Origin of the sequence: Nocardiopsis sp. RV163 (genome assembly GCF_001029525.1) — a bacterium.
In the GTDB taxonomy this organism is placed as follows: Bacteria; Actinomycetota; Actinomycetes; order Streptosporangiales; family Streptosporangiaceae; genus Nocardiopsis; species Nocardiopsis dassonvillei.
Genome location: NZ_LEKI01000009.1, coordinates 58,594 through 74,728 on the forward strand (window position 1 = coordinate 58,594; position 16,135 = coordinate 74,728).

General features: G+C 66.4%; 8 protein-coding genes. 3 read left to right on the forward strand and 5 right to left on the reverse strand.

Translation table 11 applies throughout. The annotated features are described in order from the left end of the window. The first annotated feature begins 25 nt into the window (after window positions 1-25). Window positions 26-4,336, forward strand: coding sequence for an RHS repeat-associated core domain-containing protein (locus ABD54_RS03300; protein ID WP_053063522.1), 4,311 nt, complete (start codon window positions 26-28; stop codon window positions 4,334-4,336). After that, a complete protein-coding gene (locus tag ABD54_RS03305) occupies window positions 4,333-4,707 on the forward strand; it encodes a hypothetical protein (protein WP_152691987.1) in 375 nt (124 codons plus the stop codon). Before ABD54_RS03300 ends, ABD54_RS03305 begins: the two co-directional genes overlap by 4 nt. 147 nt (window positions 4,708-4,854) lie before the next feature. Here ABD54_RS03305 and ABD54_RS27725 read toward each other — a convergent pair. The 3 genes from ABD54_RS27725 to ABD54_RS03325 form a co-directional block, all read right to left on the reverse strand. Further along, window positions 4,855-5,650, reverse strand: a protein-coding gene (locus ABD54_RS27725; protein WP_235431961.1) for an IS5 family transposase whose coding sequence is annotated in 2 segments (ribosomal slippage) — window positions 4,855-5,320 and window positions 5,319-5,650 — 798 coding nt in all. Because the reading frame shifts where the segments join, the coding sequence is not laid out codon by codon here. A gap of 69 nt (window positions 5,651-5,719) precedes the next feature. Further along, a complete protein-coding gene (locus tag ABD54_RS03320) occupies window positions 5,720-6,319 on the reverse strand; it encodes a transposase (protein WP_235431962.1) in 600 nt (199 codons plus the stop codon). Beyond that, window positions 6,292-6,807: an IS630 family transposase gene (locus ABD54_RS03325; RefSeq protein ID WP_152691989.1), complete on the reverse strand. Its 516-nt coding sequence runs from the start codon at window positions 6,805-6,807 to the stop codon at window positions 6,292-6,294. Before ABD54_RS03325 ends, ABD54_RS03320 begins: the two co-directional genes overlap by 28 nt. Before the next feature lie 114 nt (window positions 6,808-6,921). Here ABD54_RS03325 and ABD54_RS26955 point away from each other — a divergent pair. After that, a protein-coding gene (locus tag ABD54_RS26955; protein WP_200904033.1) for an IS5 family transposase occupies window positions 6,922-7,717 on the forward strand; the annotation gives its coding sequence in 2 pieces (ribosomal slippage) (window positions 6,922-7,253 and window positions 7,252-7,717; 798 coding nt in all). Window positions 7,718-8,435: 718 nt separating this feature from the next. Here ABD54_RS26955 and ABD54_RS27730 read toward each other — a convergent pair. Beyond that, window positions 8,436-8,882, reverse strand: a complete 447-nt coding sequence (locus ABD54_RS27730; protein ID WP_152691991.1) for a hypothetical protein — start codon at window positions 8,880-8,882, stop codon at window positions 8,436-8,438. Window positions 8,883-8,971: 89 nt separating this feature from the next. Then, window positions 8,972-14,980 (reverse strand): RHS repeat-associated core domain-containing protein, encoded by a 6,009-nt coding sequence (locus tag ABD54_RS03340; RefSeq protein ID WP_394324528.1) that lies wholly within the window; start codon window positions 14,978-14,980, stop codon window positions 8,972-8,974. Between the last annotated feature and the right edge of the window lie 1,155 nt (window positions 14,981-16,135).

Consider the following 16,135-nt stretch of genomic DNA (forward strand, 5'->3'; position numbering starts at 1 on the left):
TACCGCGCCGACCGGTGCCAGGTCCGTGCTGACCGGTACCGCTGAGGGGTGGGAGCTCACCACACCCGATCGGCGCACCCTGCGCTACGACTCCCAGGGGCGCCTGTCCTCGATCACCAGCCGCGGCCAGCGACAACTCGCTGTCACCTACGAAGCAGACCGCCCCTCACAGGTCACCGACTCCTCCGGGCGCGACTACGAACTCGACTACACCGATGATCGCCTCACCCGGGTGACGCTCCCCGATGACCGCTACGTCCAGTACGGCTACACCGGTGGTCATCTCACCAGTGTGCGCGGGTTGGACGGTGCCACCACCCGCTACGGCTACAACCCCGACGGGCTCTTGGACCAGATCACCGGCTCTGACGGCCACCAACTGCTGGGGTTGGTCTACGACGCCCAGGGGCGGGTGAGTGAGCAGACCGACGCCTCGGGTGCGGTGACGGAGTTCGACTACTCCACCAGTCACGGTTTCGGCACCACAAACGTGACCACCCCCTCCGGGGGCATCTGGACCGACATCTACGCGGGCAACGTCCTGTTCGCGCAGCTCGACCCGTTCGGCAACGTCACCGACTACACCTACGACGACGACCTCAACCGCACAGCGGTCCGCGATCCGCTCGGCCGCACCACCACCTACACCTACAACGCGGACGACCGCCTGACCCGGGCCTCGACCGAGGCGTCCAACACCTCGTGGACCTACGACGCGGATGGCAACATCGCCACCGTCACGGACGGGGCCTCGCGCGCGGTTTCCTATGAGTACACCGCTGAGGGCCACCTCGAGGCCGCGGTGGACGACCTGGGTCAACGCACCGCGTTCACCTACACCGAGGACGGTCTGCTGGAGTCCGTCACCACACCGCAGGGCCACACCACCCGCTTCGAATACGACGCCGCTGGCAACCAGACCGCGGTGGTCAGTCCTTCGGGAGCGCGGGAGGAACGCACCTACGACGCGGCGGGACGCGTGCTGAGCGTCACCGACCCGCGCGGCCACGACAGCCAGGACCCGGACCGGTACACCACGCGTTTCACCTATGACGACGCCGACCGGATCACCGACCTCACCCTGCCAGGCAGCGGCGGCACCGAGCGCTACACCTATGACGCCTACGGCCAGGTGGAGACCGTCACCGACGCGGCCGAGCGCACCACCTCCTACACCTACGACATCCCCGGCCGCCTACAGGAAGTGACCACACCGGGCGGGGCCAGCACCGCCTATGTCTATGACGATGCCGGGAACCTGGCCTCGGTCACCGACCCAGGCGGCGGCATCACCTCCTACACCTACGACGAAGCCGACCGGCCCCTGACCGCGGTGAGCGCACGCGGCAACACCGAGGGCACCGAACCCGAGGACTTCACCTGGGCGTTCGGCTACGACGAGGCCGGACAGAACACCACCGTCACCGACCCACTCGGGCACACCACCGCCTATGCCTACGACGCGGACGGCCACGTTGTACAGAGCACGGACGCACGCGGCATCGTCCGCAAGACCACCTACGACCAGGGCGGCCTGGTCCGAACGGTGGTCGATGGCAACAACCGGGTCGAGAACCGCTACTACGACGACGCCGGGCAGCTGATCCGCGTCAACGACCAGCGCAGCAAGAACACCACCTACGCCTACGACCCTGACGGCAACCTCATCGAGCAGCGCACCCCCACCGGCGCCGCCACCACCTACACCTACAACGCCGACGGCCTGCCCACCAGCGTGGTCGACCCCCGCGGCAACGTCGAGGGCGCCAACCCTGACGACTTCACCTGGACCTACAGCTACGACGCCGCCGGGCTGCTGACCGGCGTCACCGACCCGCTGGGCCACACCCAGACCAGCGCCTACGACGAGCGCGGCCTGCTCACCCAGGTGAGCGACGCCCTAGACCAGAGCACCACCTACGCCTACGACGTGCTCGGGCGCCTGGAACAGGTCAAGGCCCCCGATGGTGGCACCACCACCTATGCCTACGACGCGGCTGGCAACGTCGCCTCGCGCACCGACGCCAACGACCACACCACCCACTACGACCACGACCCGGCCGGGCGGCTCACCCAGGTGAGCGACCCGCTGGAGCGGGTCCGTGAACTGGCCTACGACACCGAGGGCAACCTCGTCGCCGAAAGCAACGCCCGCGGCCACACCACCACCTACCAGGTGGACGCCCTGGGCCGCACCACCCAGGCCACCTACTCCGACGGCACCCCCACCGTCACCCTGGCCTACAACGCCACCGGCCAACCCGTCCAGGTCACCGACGGCACCGGCACCCGCACCTTCACCAACCTCGACGGCGAAGGCCGCCCCCGCACCCTCACCCTGCCCGGCGACCAGGGAAGCATGGCCTACGTCTACGACGCGGCCGGCAACATCACCTCGCTGCGCACTCCCAACAACCAGACCACCAGCTACACCTACAACGACGACGGACTGCGCTCCTCACAAAACATCGCGTTCCGTCACCGGACCGACTACGGCTACGACCCGGCCGGCAACCTCACCACCATCACCAGCCCCACCGGCAACGGCCACGCCGAAACCCGCACCTTCGACCCCACCGGCCGCCTGTCCAGCGCCACCACCGCACAAGGCGTCAGCGTCCTGTCGGCGTGGGAGGTGACCCGCGATGCCAACGGCCAACCCCTGCGCGTGGACGCGACCAGAGCAGGCCAGCACAGCAGCCAACTCTTCGCCTACGACACCAACGGCCGCCTGACAGGCGAATGCACCACCACCCCCGAGACCGAGACGTGTCCTGAGGGGGACGAGGCCACCACCGCCTACACCTACGACCAGGTCGGCAACCGCCTCACCGCACACACCGGCACCCAGACCACCACCTACGCCTACGACGCCGCCGACCAGATCACCACCGCCACCACCGGCCAGGCCAGCACGGCCTACACCCACGACGCCGACGGCAACCTCACCTTCGACGGCGCCACCACCTACACCTACGACGCCCCCGGCCGTCTGACCAGCGCCGACACCGACCAGGGCGCCTACACCTACACCTACGACGCCGACGGCAACCGCACCACCGCAAGCCTGGACGGCCAACTCCAACGCACCAACACCTGGGACATCCTGCACCCCCTGCCCCAACTGCTCAGCGAACGCGACGGCAGCGGAGCCCTGACCGCCACCTACACCTACAACCCCCACGGCCAGGTCCAGACCCAAAACCACTCCGCAGCCGGGTTTCAGCAGTACCACCGGGACTGGCACGGCTCCGTCGCCGACACCACCAACGCCACCGGCACCCCCCAACACCAGTACGCCTACACCGGCTTCGGCAGCGCCTCCCACACCACCCCCACCGAGGACGCACCGGCCAACCCCTTCACCTACATCAGCCAGTACGACGAACCCGGCGCGGGCCTATACCTACACGACCGCGACTACCGCCCCGACCTGGGACGCTTCACCACCGCCGACCCCGCCCCCCGCCAGGCCACCGACGCCTACACCAGCGCCTACGCCTACGCCGAGAACCTGCCCACCACCCTCAGCGACCCCTCCGGGCGCTGCCCCATCTGCATCAGCATGGGCATCGGCGCCGTCCTGGGCGGGGTCATCGAGGGCGGCATCTACGCCTACACCACCGAGAACACCACCTGGGGCGGTCTGGCCCAGGCCGCGGGCCGGGGCGCGCTGATCGGAGCGGTGGGTGGAGCGATCATGCCCGGCGCGGGCAACCTTGCCGCCCGCTCCCTGAGCCTGACCGGTGCCCGCTCGGTGGCGGTGTCCGCAGGGGTCAACGCCGCGGTGGGCGCCGGGTTCACCTGGGCCTCCAACACCATCCAGTGCCGCCCCACCGGCCCCACCGACCTATTCCTGGGTGCCCTGGGGGGTGGAGCTGGCAGCTTGCTCTGGAGCCGTTTTGGGCAACTCCGTGGTGCTCCGAGTACCGCCCTTCGTGAGGCAGACCCGCAAGGCATCGGCCCCGGTGGGGCATCTAGTGCTGCCAACGGCGCGCGCCTACGCGAAGCACTACGCAACGAAGCAGGTCCTGTCGGTTCGATCCAGAGCGTGGACGATATTCTGCGCGATCCTGAAATCATCAGAGGCGCTGATGTGGACCAAGTCAGGGCTGCGATGGGTTCAAACCCCAACTGGCGTCATGGAGGATTGGGGCGCGGTCGAAATGAAGGCCAGGGTTGGTCTTACCGTGAGTACCGCCCTAATGGGGCTCAGTCGGGTACGATGATCCGCTGGCATCCCGGGAGCGCGCATCATGGAAACGTTCCTTACTGGAGGGTGATCTACGTGGACAGCAGGCCGAACTGGACTGACCTTCCTCCGGAGTTCCAGTGATCGAAAAAACACCGAACATGAAGAGCCTCATGTTCTCGATCCAGTTGGCATCCTGGAGTGGAGAACGCCAACTGGACTGGATCAGACGCACGGGATTCGCTGAGGACGAGATCGTACTTCAGTTAGAAGATTTCTACATCGCTGTAAAAAGTTACGTCACGTATGATGAGGAAGAAGAGTTCCCCGAGTTCCTTGACAAGGGGCTCCAGGAGCTCCTTGACCTCTTCGGCAGGCTGATCGATGTTAACCCAGAGCTATGGAGCCCTGAGTCCATGCTTTCTGCAGGGCAGTGGGAGGTGGTGAGAGACAGGGCTCGGCGTCTGCTGGTAGAAATAAGGGCTTCTTCGTGGTCATCATTTTTGGATGAGTGAACCTTTATAATCCTTTCTTTCTGGCTGCTTTCGATATGTCCTTCTCGGCTCGGACGGCTTCTGAGGAGCCATTGATGCTCGGGCCGTTGGCCTTGTACAAGCTGACGGCCTGGAGCCTTCAACGTGGCCAGCCCCTGAGAGCTCATCTCAAAAGCCATCAGCATGCTTGGCCAGGTGCTTGTAGCAGATGAGGATGCAGGCGATGCCGAGCATGGCCAGGAAGGTGGAGGCCTTGCGCTCCCAGCGCACGTTCAGTCTGCGGTAGGAGCCCAGCCAGGCGATGGAACGCTCGACCTTGTACCGGTGCCTTCCCAGCCGTTGTGAGGACTCGATGCCGGGGCGGGCGATGCGCACCCCGATGCCGCGTTCGCGCAGCCAGCGGCGCTGACCCCGGGAGTGGTAGGCCTTGTCGCCGTGGAGTTTGGTCGGACGCCGCCTGCGGGGGCCTCGGCGTGAGCGCACAGCGGGGACGCCCCGGACCAGGGATTGGAGTGCTTCGATGTCGTTGACGTTGGCCGCGGAGACCGCGCAGGTCAACGGGAGACCCTGGTTGTCGCACAGCAGGTGGAGCTTGGAGCCGGGTTTGCCCCTATCGGTGGGGTTTGGCCCCGTGTTCTCCCCCTCTCTTGGCGCGGATCGACTGAGAGTCAACGGTGGAGCGGGACCAGTCCAGCAGGGCCCTTCTGCCCAGTTCGTCCAGAACAGCTCGGTGGATCTTGGGCCATACGCCCGCTTCGGTCCAGGTCTGAAACCAGCGGTGGGCGGTAGCACGGGTGACGCCGAACAGGCCGTCGGCTTTCTCCCAGGAACAGCCCGAGGCCTGGACGAACAGCACGGTGGTCATGACCGCTCTCTGGTCGGCGCGGGGGCGGCCGGTCTTCGGGGCCGGCGGCAGCAGGGGTTGGACGATCTCCCAGAGCCCGTCAGGCAACACATCGCTCACAGCACGTGATCATGCCAGGCTCAGAGCTATCTCGCAGGACTTTCGAGATGAGTTCTACTGAGTTTTTCGTTAGTTGTGTGGGGCTGGAGAGTGGATCTCCAGCCCGGTGTGAGCCAGGAAGGACCAGGGGAGTCGGTCATCTGCACAGACACGGTTGATGCCTTGCTCCGCCGCGTCGGCGACATCGGCCAGGTGGTCACCGGCCACGTTGGCCAACTCCCGGGTCTTGATCGCTGACCACAGCATCTCCACGGGGTTGAGTTCGGGGGCATAGGCGGGCAGCCGTTCCAGAGTCAGCCAGTCCTGCTCAGCGACCCAGGTACGCATGGCCCGGCTCCAGTGCGCGGAAAGGCCGTCCCAGACCAGCACGACCTGTTCACCTTCGTAGAAGGTCTTGAGCTGCTCCAGGACCGCGATTAAGGCGTTGGTGTCATAGCTGCCCGGACGCAGATCGAAGCACAACCGGGCCCCACGTCCAGGGTCGGCTGCGTGGTAGCCCAATGCGGCGGCCATCCCTGCTCGCTTCCAGTTCAACCGGTGGCGCAGGGTCGGGGTGCGGCCGCGGGGCGCGTAGGTGCGGCGCACCTGAGGTAGCAGCGAGACGCCCGATTCGTCGAGAAAGACAATCCATGCCCGGTTTCTCAAGGCCCCCTTTTGATGCGCGGCCACTCATGGGCCACCCACCGGGCGATCTCGGCCTCATCGCGCTCCACAGCCTTGCGCTGAGGCCGTTGCAGACTCCACCCCAACCGCACGGTGAGCAGCCGCCACACCGAGGCCCGCGACAAACGCACACCACTCGTGCGCTCGACCACCAGACCCACGCGCTCCAGGGTCCACAGGTCGGAGGCGAATCCGTGTGCCAGGGCGCCCTCCTCCAAGGCCATGCGGATCTGTTCCACCTGCGCATCGGTGAGCTTGCGAGGTCGTCCGGTGGGCGGGCGGCGGCGCAGCGCCGCGGTTCCGCCCTGGTCCATCCGACGTTGCCAGCGCCGCACGCTCTCAGGTGTGACCCCGAGCATGCGGGCGATCTGGGCCTGGGAGTGACCTTGGTCCAGGAGTTCGACCGCACGCATCCGTCGGGCTTCGGCCAGTTGCGGGCGGGTCAGCGGCGGGACGGGTTCAGTAGGGGTGTCGGGGTCGACTCGCGGGGGCATACCGCCATGCTCACACGACTGAGCTTTCCGTACCCACACAACTAACGAAAAACTCAGTAGAGCTCATCTCAAAAGCCCTGCGAGGTGGCCCTGCGCCTGGCATGATCACGTGCTGTGAGTGATGTGTTGCCCGATGGGCTCTGGGAGATCGTCCAGCCTCTGCTGCCACCCGCGCCGAAGACCGGCCGCCCCCGAGTCGACCAAAGAGCCGTGTTGACCACGGTGCTGTTCGTCCAGGCCTCCGGCTGCTCCTGGGAGAAGGCCGACGGCCTGTTCGGCGTCACCCGAGCCACCGCCCACCGCTGGTTCCAGACTTGGACCGAGGCGGGCCTGTGGCCCACGATCCACCGCACCATCCTGGATGAGCTGGGCAGACGCGCCCTGTTGGACTGGTCCCGCGCCACCGTCGACTCCCAGTCGATCCGCGCAAAGAGAGGGGGAGAACACGGGGCCAAACCCCACTGATAGTGGCAAGTCCGGCTCCAAGCTCCACCTGCTGTGCGACAACCAGGGTCTCCCGCTGACCTGCGCCGTCTCCGCGGCCAACGTCAACGACATCGAAGCACTCAAGCCCCTGGTCCGAGGTATCCCCGCGGTGCGATCGCGGCGAGGTCCCCGGCGGCGGCGTCCGGCCAAGCTCCACGGCGACAAGGCCTACCACTCCAGGGCTCAGCGCCGCTGGCTGCGAGAGCGCGGCATCGGAGTGCGTCTGGCCCGCCCCGGCATCGAGTCCTCCCGACGCCTGGGTCGGCACCGGTACAAGATCGAGCGCTCGATCGCCTGGCTGGGCTCCTACCGCAGGTTGAACGTGCGCTGGGAGCGCAAGGCCTCCACTTTCCTGGCCATGCTCGGCATCGCCTGCATCCTCATCTGTTACAAGCACCTGGCCAAGCATGCTGATGGCTTTTGAGATGAGCTCTCTGTGCCCGTTGCGCCAGATTGTCCGGGCGAATTCCGGTCAGCACCGCCGCCGCAATGGCCGCAACCACCGCCAGGACTCCCGAGCAGATCTGGGCATCCGCGGCAAACGTGACCACCGCTGCGGTGGTACTGAGGCCCGCCGTAAGCATGCCGAGGGCCCAATGGAGCCCCCGCCAGAGTTTGGCGGCCTCGAACTGTCCTTGGGCAGAGAAAACAGCGCTCTCGTGGATTCGAACAGTCTCAACGCGGATCGCCTCGCGCTGTACGGCATCGGCAGGATCCGTCATGCCCATCCCTTCGTTCGCCCGGCTCCTCTGCACCACCAGGGGTGAGCGCGCCCTGTTTGATACTTTACCGGCGGCGACCGACGTACCACATCCGAGATCCCGCGCCCAGCCTGGACCAGGTCCAACACCTTGCGGCGGAACTCGGCGAGGCATCCATGACGTTCCACAGTGCCCACCTTGAAGGGCCAGATGGTTCCAGTGATGCGAAAATCCGACTCCGAAAAATACAGGACACACCAACTCCGGTATCGGTTCGACAGGGGTGTTTTTGTGCAGCACACTCACCTACACGGCCTTGGGTGTGATCATTAGCGTCTCGACAGCGCACATGATCACCCCGGGGCCGTCCTGGTGTCCGGAGAACAACGAAACCCGTGGCCAGGACAGAGTTCTGGCCACAGGCTGAGGTTAAACAACAAGCTAGACGCGCCCCAACCTGAACCAATCCCCAACAAAGAAAACAGAAATCTGCCTCTGACTTGAATCCCCAATGGGATACATACCATTTATTATTTCAAGCGTCCTGTAAACACACCGCAGAGCCTCCCTGAAGTTAGAACCAAACCAGAGATCCACCCCTTCGATAGCCAGGGCCACCTGCCCACCACCAAGGGAGTAAAAATCCCACAATCGATCTCTGAAAAGATTCCAGTTAGCCCCACCACCCTCCCAAATTCGCAATGACGAAAGCACCGCACCCGCATACTCCCTCTCAGAAGCCTCACCTTCGAGCTTCACTTCGGAGATCAAAAACCCCTCGCCCGAAAGCCTTTCCTTGATCACCTCACCCTGTCCAACACTGACCAAGTACGGCTCACTCCCCAGCCACGGAAAAATATTCTCTATATCAGTCCAGGGGACTACCACAGACGAGTAATGCCACCCTCCTTTGTGCAGTCGATCGGAATTTTTCACCAAAGACCACCTCCCGGCAACCAAATAGAGCTCTTCTCGGATCACAAGCAAGAGCAGTTGGGCTCTCTAACTTGCACAAAGTTTTCGTAATGCCTAGGAGAGTAATAAACCTCACCCCTGGCTCCATGCACCAACCGGCCATCCGGACGGCTCCCCCCAGCAGGGGTCGGGAAGACGTCGGTTTCCACATAATAACGCGCCGATTCTCTGGGGAGTCCTCCTCCAGCATAAATCCCTTGCCCAGACCTGCTCCCACCTTGGCGCACCCCAGAGGGGGGAGAGTAAGCGGTGTCCATGGAATGGATCACATTTTCGACATAAGGTTGTGCGTCCTCTTCAACCCCGCTCAAGTCCAGATGAGGACAGGTACTTGCATTGTGGTTGAGGACATCCAGCGGGCCTGCGCTCACGTGGAACGTGTGGACGCCCTGGACGGTCAGGTTATGGACCGTTGCGGCCTGCGTCCAGGCCTGGACCGCGGAGACCTGCACCCACGTGCCCGCCGAGGTCTGCAACCACATCCCCGGAGCCAGGTCGACCGCGTCGACCCACTGCTCCAGGTCGGGCACCCAGAACGGGTGCTCGTCGGTCGCGATGACCACGTCCCCCGCCGCTACCGGACCAGGGATACCCGACTGCTCGTCCTGTTCGGCTTCAGCCTCGGGTCCGGTGCCCTCAGCGGCTGCTTCGCGCTCGGTGGTCGGGTCAACCGTGATCTCCACCAGATGCTTGCTGCCCGACCCGATGATGGTGGCCAGCACCGTCCGCGCGGTTCGCTCGCCGGTCTCCGGGTCGGTCGCCAGCACCTCCTCACCGACATCGACCTCCTCAATCGGTTTGGTCGACCCGTCGGCCATCACCACCCGTGTTCCGGGCACGAAACTGTTACCGATCGGACACGCGAGGTTGTCGACCTTCTTGTTGGCGTCGATCAGGTCGTCGATACCGTCGATGAGGTCACCGCCGAGCTCGGCGATCCTGCGTCCCAGCTCCGCGGCCTTGCCCCACCGCAACCCGTACTTGACGGCGATCTTGCCCGCCAGGCCACCCACGAACATCGTGGCGATGTTCAGCGCCGTCTCGCCGCACGCACCCAGGTCACCGGTGGTGAAGCACTCGAGGCCAGCGGTGATCCCCAGCTCGTCCGCGACCAGTTTCGCCAGCCCGGTCGCGGCGGCGATCAGCTTCTGCTTGGCCTCTTCTTTCTCCCGTTGGGCGTCCAGATAGGCCTGCGAGGGGCCCTGCTGCCCTTGGTACGTCGTCCCCCCGCCCCGAGGCCGAGAGGACTTGCCCTGCGGGTTCCAGGTCCTGCCCGGCGTGTAGGTGACTCCACCACCGGGCTTCTTGGTGATGTACTGCTTACGGTCGTAGTCATACAGGCGAGTGCCGCCACCAGGTTTGCTGACCACCAGGTAGCCACCAGGGCCGCAGGAGTCGATGCAGTTCAGCATCAGCCCGTCGGGGTCGGTGAAGGTCACCGGATTGTTGTTGGCGTAGACGTAACCGTGCATCTGCTGGTGGTCGGTCACGTCCATCAGCGGATCCACCGAAATGAACCGGCCCAGCCCCGAATCGTAGGCACGCGCGCCCAACTGGGTCAGGCCGGTGGAGGCGTCGATCGTCCCGTCCACGAACCCGCGCTCGGAGGGCCACTCGCCTACGCTGCCCCGGTCGGTACCGAACACCGTCGTGTACCGGTGGGTCGTCTCGCCGGTGCGGGCGTTGACCGCCACCTGCCCGGTTCCGTGGCGGTCGGAGTGGATCCACGACAGGGTGCCGTCGTTGTTGCGCACCGCCACGGTCTCCCCCGCGAAGGAGTAGAACCGGGTGGCCTCCTTGAGCAGGCTCTGCCGGTCCAGGCGCAGCTCCATGCCCGGCAGGTACAGGGTGGAGGCGTCCGGGGCGTGGCGGATCAGGCGCTGGCCGTCGGCGTCGTAGACGTAGGAGGTCTGGGAGCCGTCCTCCTCGGTCACCTGGGCCAGGTTGCCCTCGGCGTCCCACTCCAGGTCCTGGTCACGTGAGGCGGTGGTGCGGCCGGTCATGTTCCCGGCCTCGTCGTAGGCGTAGGTCTCCAGCCGGTCGCCGCCGGGACCGGTCTGCTCAACCTTGGTCAGAGCCTGGGGACGCAGTCCGGTCGTGTCGCCGTGGGTGTAGGTGCGGGTGATGTCCCCGGTGGGACCGTGCTGGACCTCGGTGGTGCGGTTGCCCAGGGTGTCGTAGGTGTAGGCGTGCCAGTAGGGTGCGGCTCCGCCCAGGGCGTCGGCCGAGGGCTCGGCGGCGCAGGCCTGCTCGCCGGTGGCGTCGGGGGTCCACACGTCGGTCATGCGGCGCATGTGGTCGTAGGTGAAGCACTGCACGTCCGCCTGGAGGTGTTCGGCGGTGGGCTCGTCGCGCAGGTTGAGGATGTTGCCCGCGTCGTCGTAGGTGTAGTGCTGGTGCACCAGTGAGCCGGTGACTCCCTGTTCGGGAACCAGGGTGGTCTCCGACATACGACCGGTGGCCTGGTCGTAGTAACGGGTCAGGTAGGTGGCATGGGTGTCGGACGTACCGATGTCCATCGTGCGCTGGCGCAGCTCACCGGTGTTGTTATAAACGGTCGCTGCGACGTAGTCGGTGAACCCGGACATGTGGGTGGGCATGCCGAGGTTGTTGTAGGAGTAGGCCACCGATTCCGTTCCCAGGCCGCCGACGGCGGGCATCCTCTGGGACTGCACGGTGCCGTCGGGGTTGTAGGCGGTGCTGAACCGGTACCGTCCCGCGAGCCCCGGTTCGCTTGAGGGGATGAGGATCTCGCTGGACAGGGGCCGGTAGAACCGGTCGTAGCTCACCACCCGGGAGGTGTAGGCGCTGCCGTCCACATACCGGGTGGAGGAGGTCAGGTGCCCCTCGGCCAGGGTGTCGTAGACCCACTTCGCCCGCAGCGGTCCATCCGGTGCGTCGTCGTGCAGACCCACCTGGCGGCCGATGGCGTCGTAGGAGTGGGCGAGCGTCTGGCCGCGGGCGTCGGTGGTGCTCACCAGCTGGTCGAGCCGGTTGTAGGTCATCGTGGTGGTGCCCGCGATGGGATCCTCAGTCTGGACCAGGCGACCGCGCAGGTCGTAGGTGTAGGTCCAGGTGTTGCCCTCGGGATCGGTGACCGTGGCCAGTTCGTCGTTCTTGGCGTAGGTGTAGGCGATGGCGTCGTAGTCGCCCTCGGGGGTGGGGCCGTGGTGGGTGCGTACCTCGCTCAGGCGTCCCTGGGCGTCGGTGATGGAGGTGGTGGCCACGCCTCCCTCGGGCGGGGTGAGCAGGGTGCGGTCGGCGTGGTGTTCGGTGCTGGTGCGCCAGAGCGCCTCGCCGAAGCCGACGTGCAGGATGTCGGTGACGCGTCCGGCTCCGTCGTGGAGGGTTTCGGTCTGGCGGGGGATGTCGCCGTCATTGGCGACGACGAACAGGGTGTCGCTGGGCTCCTCGAGGTTGTAGTAGACCTCGCGTTCCTTGACCACTTGGCCGCGGGTGTCGTGGAAGGTGTCGGTGATCAGGCGGCCCCCGTCCTCGTCCGGACTCGGGGTCTGGGTTTGGCGCAGGCGCAGGAAGGCGTCGAAGATCTCGTAGCCGGTGGTGTACTCGGTCGAGGTGCGCAGGGTGTGCGTGACGACGGAGGTGGGCTCGTCCTGGCGGATGTGGTACTCGAACTTCGCGGTGGGGATGTCGTTGTCAGGATCGCGGTCGGGCAGCCACACGCTCGTGAGGCGGCCGAGCGGGTCGTAGGCCAGGTGCATGGTGCGGCCGTTGGCGTCGGTCTCGGCCACGGGCATGCCGCGCGCCGGGTCCACGACCGTGGTGGTGGTGTGTCCGAGCGGGTTGGTCTCGGTGACCGACTCCGGTAGTCCCACGGCGGTCTGGGTGTAGTCGGTGGTGGTCACCCCGCCGTTGGCGTTGGTTTCGGAGACGGTGTTGCCGAAGGAGTCGAACTCGGCTTCCTGCACCATCTGGTAGTCGGGCTGGCTGCCGGAGTAGGAGTCGAGCTTCTCCGTTCGAGTGGGCAGGCCGCGGGTCGGGGCGTCACCGTGGTCACCGCCGTCGTAGAGGACGAGTTCGTCGGTGACGACGTCTTCGGGGCGCTGCGGGGTCTGTCCGCAGTCCACGTCCAGGGTTTCGGTGCGTGAGACGAGGTTGAGGATCCAGGCGTCGTTGTTGCTGACGTAGGTGGTGTGGACGCAGGTCTCGTCACCGGCGACGTCGACGTCGCCGTGGTCGCGTGTGCGGGTGATGACGCCGTCGTTGTTGAGGGTGTGGTCCACCCGCGCGTGGCGCCAGGTGCCGTCGGCCAGGCGGGCGAAGCTGTCCACCCGCTCGGTGCGGATCATGTGCGCGGTCTGACTGCCCCAGTCGTGGGTGACCTCGGCGGTCTCACGCAGCCAGGGGGTGGTGATCTCCCGGGAGATCTCCCGGCCGCCCTCGCCGTCGCGGACGATGGTCTCCAGGAGGGTGCCGTTGAGCTCCTTGTGGTCGGTGTGCTCGACGCCGTGTGAGTCGGTGACGGAGACGTCCCTGGTGCCGCTCGGCTGTTTGTCGCCGTCCATGCCCTGGAAGTACAGGTACTCGGTCTCGGTCCGCTCCTCGGTGGCGTGGCCGGTGCGCACGATGACCCGGTCATAGCCGCGCCAGTCCGCCCAGGTGCGGTACTTGTCCTTGACCATGCCGTCGGCCTCGGTGTAGCGCCAGGCCGGGGTTCCCACGTAGTCGTAGCTCGTGGTCAGTGTCGGCTGGTCGGTGACCAGGTCGAGTTCATTGACCTCGGTGACGACGTACTTGTGGAACCAGTCGGTCAGCTCCACCCCGCCTTCGGGGGTCCACTTGACCGGATAGCAGCGCTTGGTGTTGCTGTGCGGTTGGGGAGTCTCGCCGTGCACGCACTCGGGTGCGGAGTAGGTGACGTCGAGCTGTCCGCCGGTCTCGGTGAAGATCTCGGTGACGCGCCAGCGCAGCATAGGCGCGATGTCGTCGGTGGGTGAGTCCACCCGGTTGGGCATCTGGGTGCCGCCGAAGGTGACCTTGGGCAGGGTCTCGGTACCGCCCACGTGACCGGTGTGCTCGATGGAGTCCAGCCACAGGGTCGGGCCGGTGCCGTCACCCGCTTCGGGGAAGGAGTGCTCCAGCGTCCAGGAGTCGACCTTGGTGTACTCGTCGCCGTTGTGGACCTGAGTGGTGACGGCGTCGAGTTTCCTGGTGGACCAGAAGGTGGGCGAGTGCTTGCCCGCGCAGGAGGCACCGGACTCGCAGTCCTGGTCCAGGGGGACGTCGGGCCAGTGCTCGGCGTTGTCGGAGGTGCGCTCGTCGGCAGCGCAGTCGAAGGAGTCGGTGACCAGGCAGCGTTCGGAGGTGGAGAAGGCCACGCGCGCCGGGGCGGTAGCGTACACGTCGTCGCTGCGCAGCCCGTACTCGATGCGCTCGATGTTGGCCGCGCGCACGTAGGGGGTGGCGGTGTTGGTGAGATTGCGGCCGTAGTGGTTGGTCTCGGCGTCGTAGTAGAACGTCATGACGTTGCCGTGCACATCCACGACGTGGTCGAGGTTCCACTTGTAGGCCTGCTGGCACCAGGATTCGGCGAAGGTGGAGTCGTAGCAGGGCTGCCCGGACTCTGCCGCGTAGACGGGCATGGTCTGCGCGGAGTCGGTCTCGGGGTCGCCGCTGGACCAGCCGGGCAGGCGGTTGCGGCCGAAGAAGTACTGGGTGCCGTCGGGGGTGGTGACCTTCCAGTACTCGCCCTCGTGCGCCCCGTTGGTGGCGCCGGTGAGCCTTTCGACCTTGGTCCCGTCGTCGTTGGAGAGCCGGTAGGTGCCATCGTCGTGCTTGATGAGCGCACCGGAGTGCCCGCTCATGGACAGGGTGACGTTGTCGGTGTTCCAGCACAGGTCACCGGTCTTGTGTCCGGAATCGGAGCAGGCGGCGTAGCGGCGCTCGATCGATCCCGGGGCGTAGGCGAACCCGTCGCCGATCCAGGAGGTCTGGTTGTTGGAGGTGGCCACGCGCCCGTCCACCCCGCCGGAGGAGTAGCTCAGCCCCATGGCGGGGACCAGCGTGCTGGGCGCGGGCGGGACGGACAGGTCGTAGGACCAGGAGAAGTCGCCCGCCTGGGTGTTGACGTTCCAGGTGGAGGAGGGCGAGAGCTTCGTGGCCCGGTAGTCGCCGTTGCCCCCGGAAGGGGCGGCGGTGACCGCGAACAGGGCTCCCTGGGCGGGCGCCGCTCCCACGACGGCGGACAGGCTCTGGTCCGACACGCTGTTGTCGAGGAGCTGGGGCGCATCGAAGGCGACCGTGTCCTCGGCCGGGCAGGAGTCGTCCAGGACGCAGGGGTCGAGCTCGACGACGTGCAGGCGTGAGGCGTAGTCGCCGCCGAACGCCGCGGCGAACTCGGAGTAGTCCACCTCCATCCGGACCGGTGCGAGAGTGGGCGAGTCGTCGGTGCGGGTGATGCTGACGAGCAGGCCGTGCACTCCGGCCGCTTCGGCGTCGGCCTGGTCCAGGACCTCCACTTGGACCGACTCGACGGGCTCGGGGGCGGAGAAGGCGTCCACCTCGGGCTCATCGGAGACGACGGGCTCTCGGCGCATCTCGTTGTGGTCGGGGGACGGGCTGCTGTCAGGTGAGGGTTGCGCGGCTTCCGGCGCCTCTTCTTCAGCTTCCTCAGCGGTGTCCGGATCGGGCTCCCGTGCCGGAGGTTCCCCGCTCGGCGGTTCCTCCGTCGAGGGCGTCTCCTCCGGAGCGGGAGTTTCCTCCGGTGCGGGAACTTCCTCCTCGGATGCGTCGTCCTCGGAAACCTGCGGTTCCCACTCCTGCCAGTGCTCGGGGATCTCCCAGTCGGCGAGGTCCTCCCCCGCCACGGCCGTGACCGTGACCGGAGACTGCTCCTGTGCTCCGAACGTCCGCGCCTGTTCCCCGCCCAGGTCCACATCGGTGGCCGAGGCCTCTGGCCAGTCGACCTCCTGAGGAGCGGTCACGGCCGCCTCAGCGACGGCGTCGCTTCCGCCGAGGGGGTCGGCGGCCAGGTCCCGCCCCTCGACGGAGGGCAGGTCCTCAACCTCCGGGCGCGGGTTGTAGGCCGTGGCGGACGCGGGGAGGGCGTTGAGCAGTCCGGCCACGAGGACGAGGCCGACCGAGTAGGTGATGCCGCGGCGGATCGGGCCGGGACGGGTGGGGGTGTCACTGCGCGGGGTCACAGC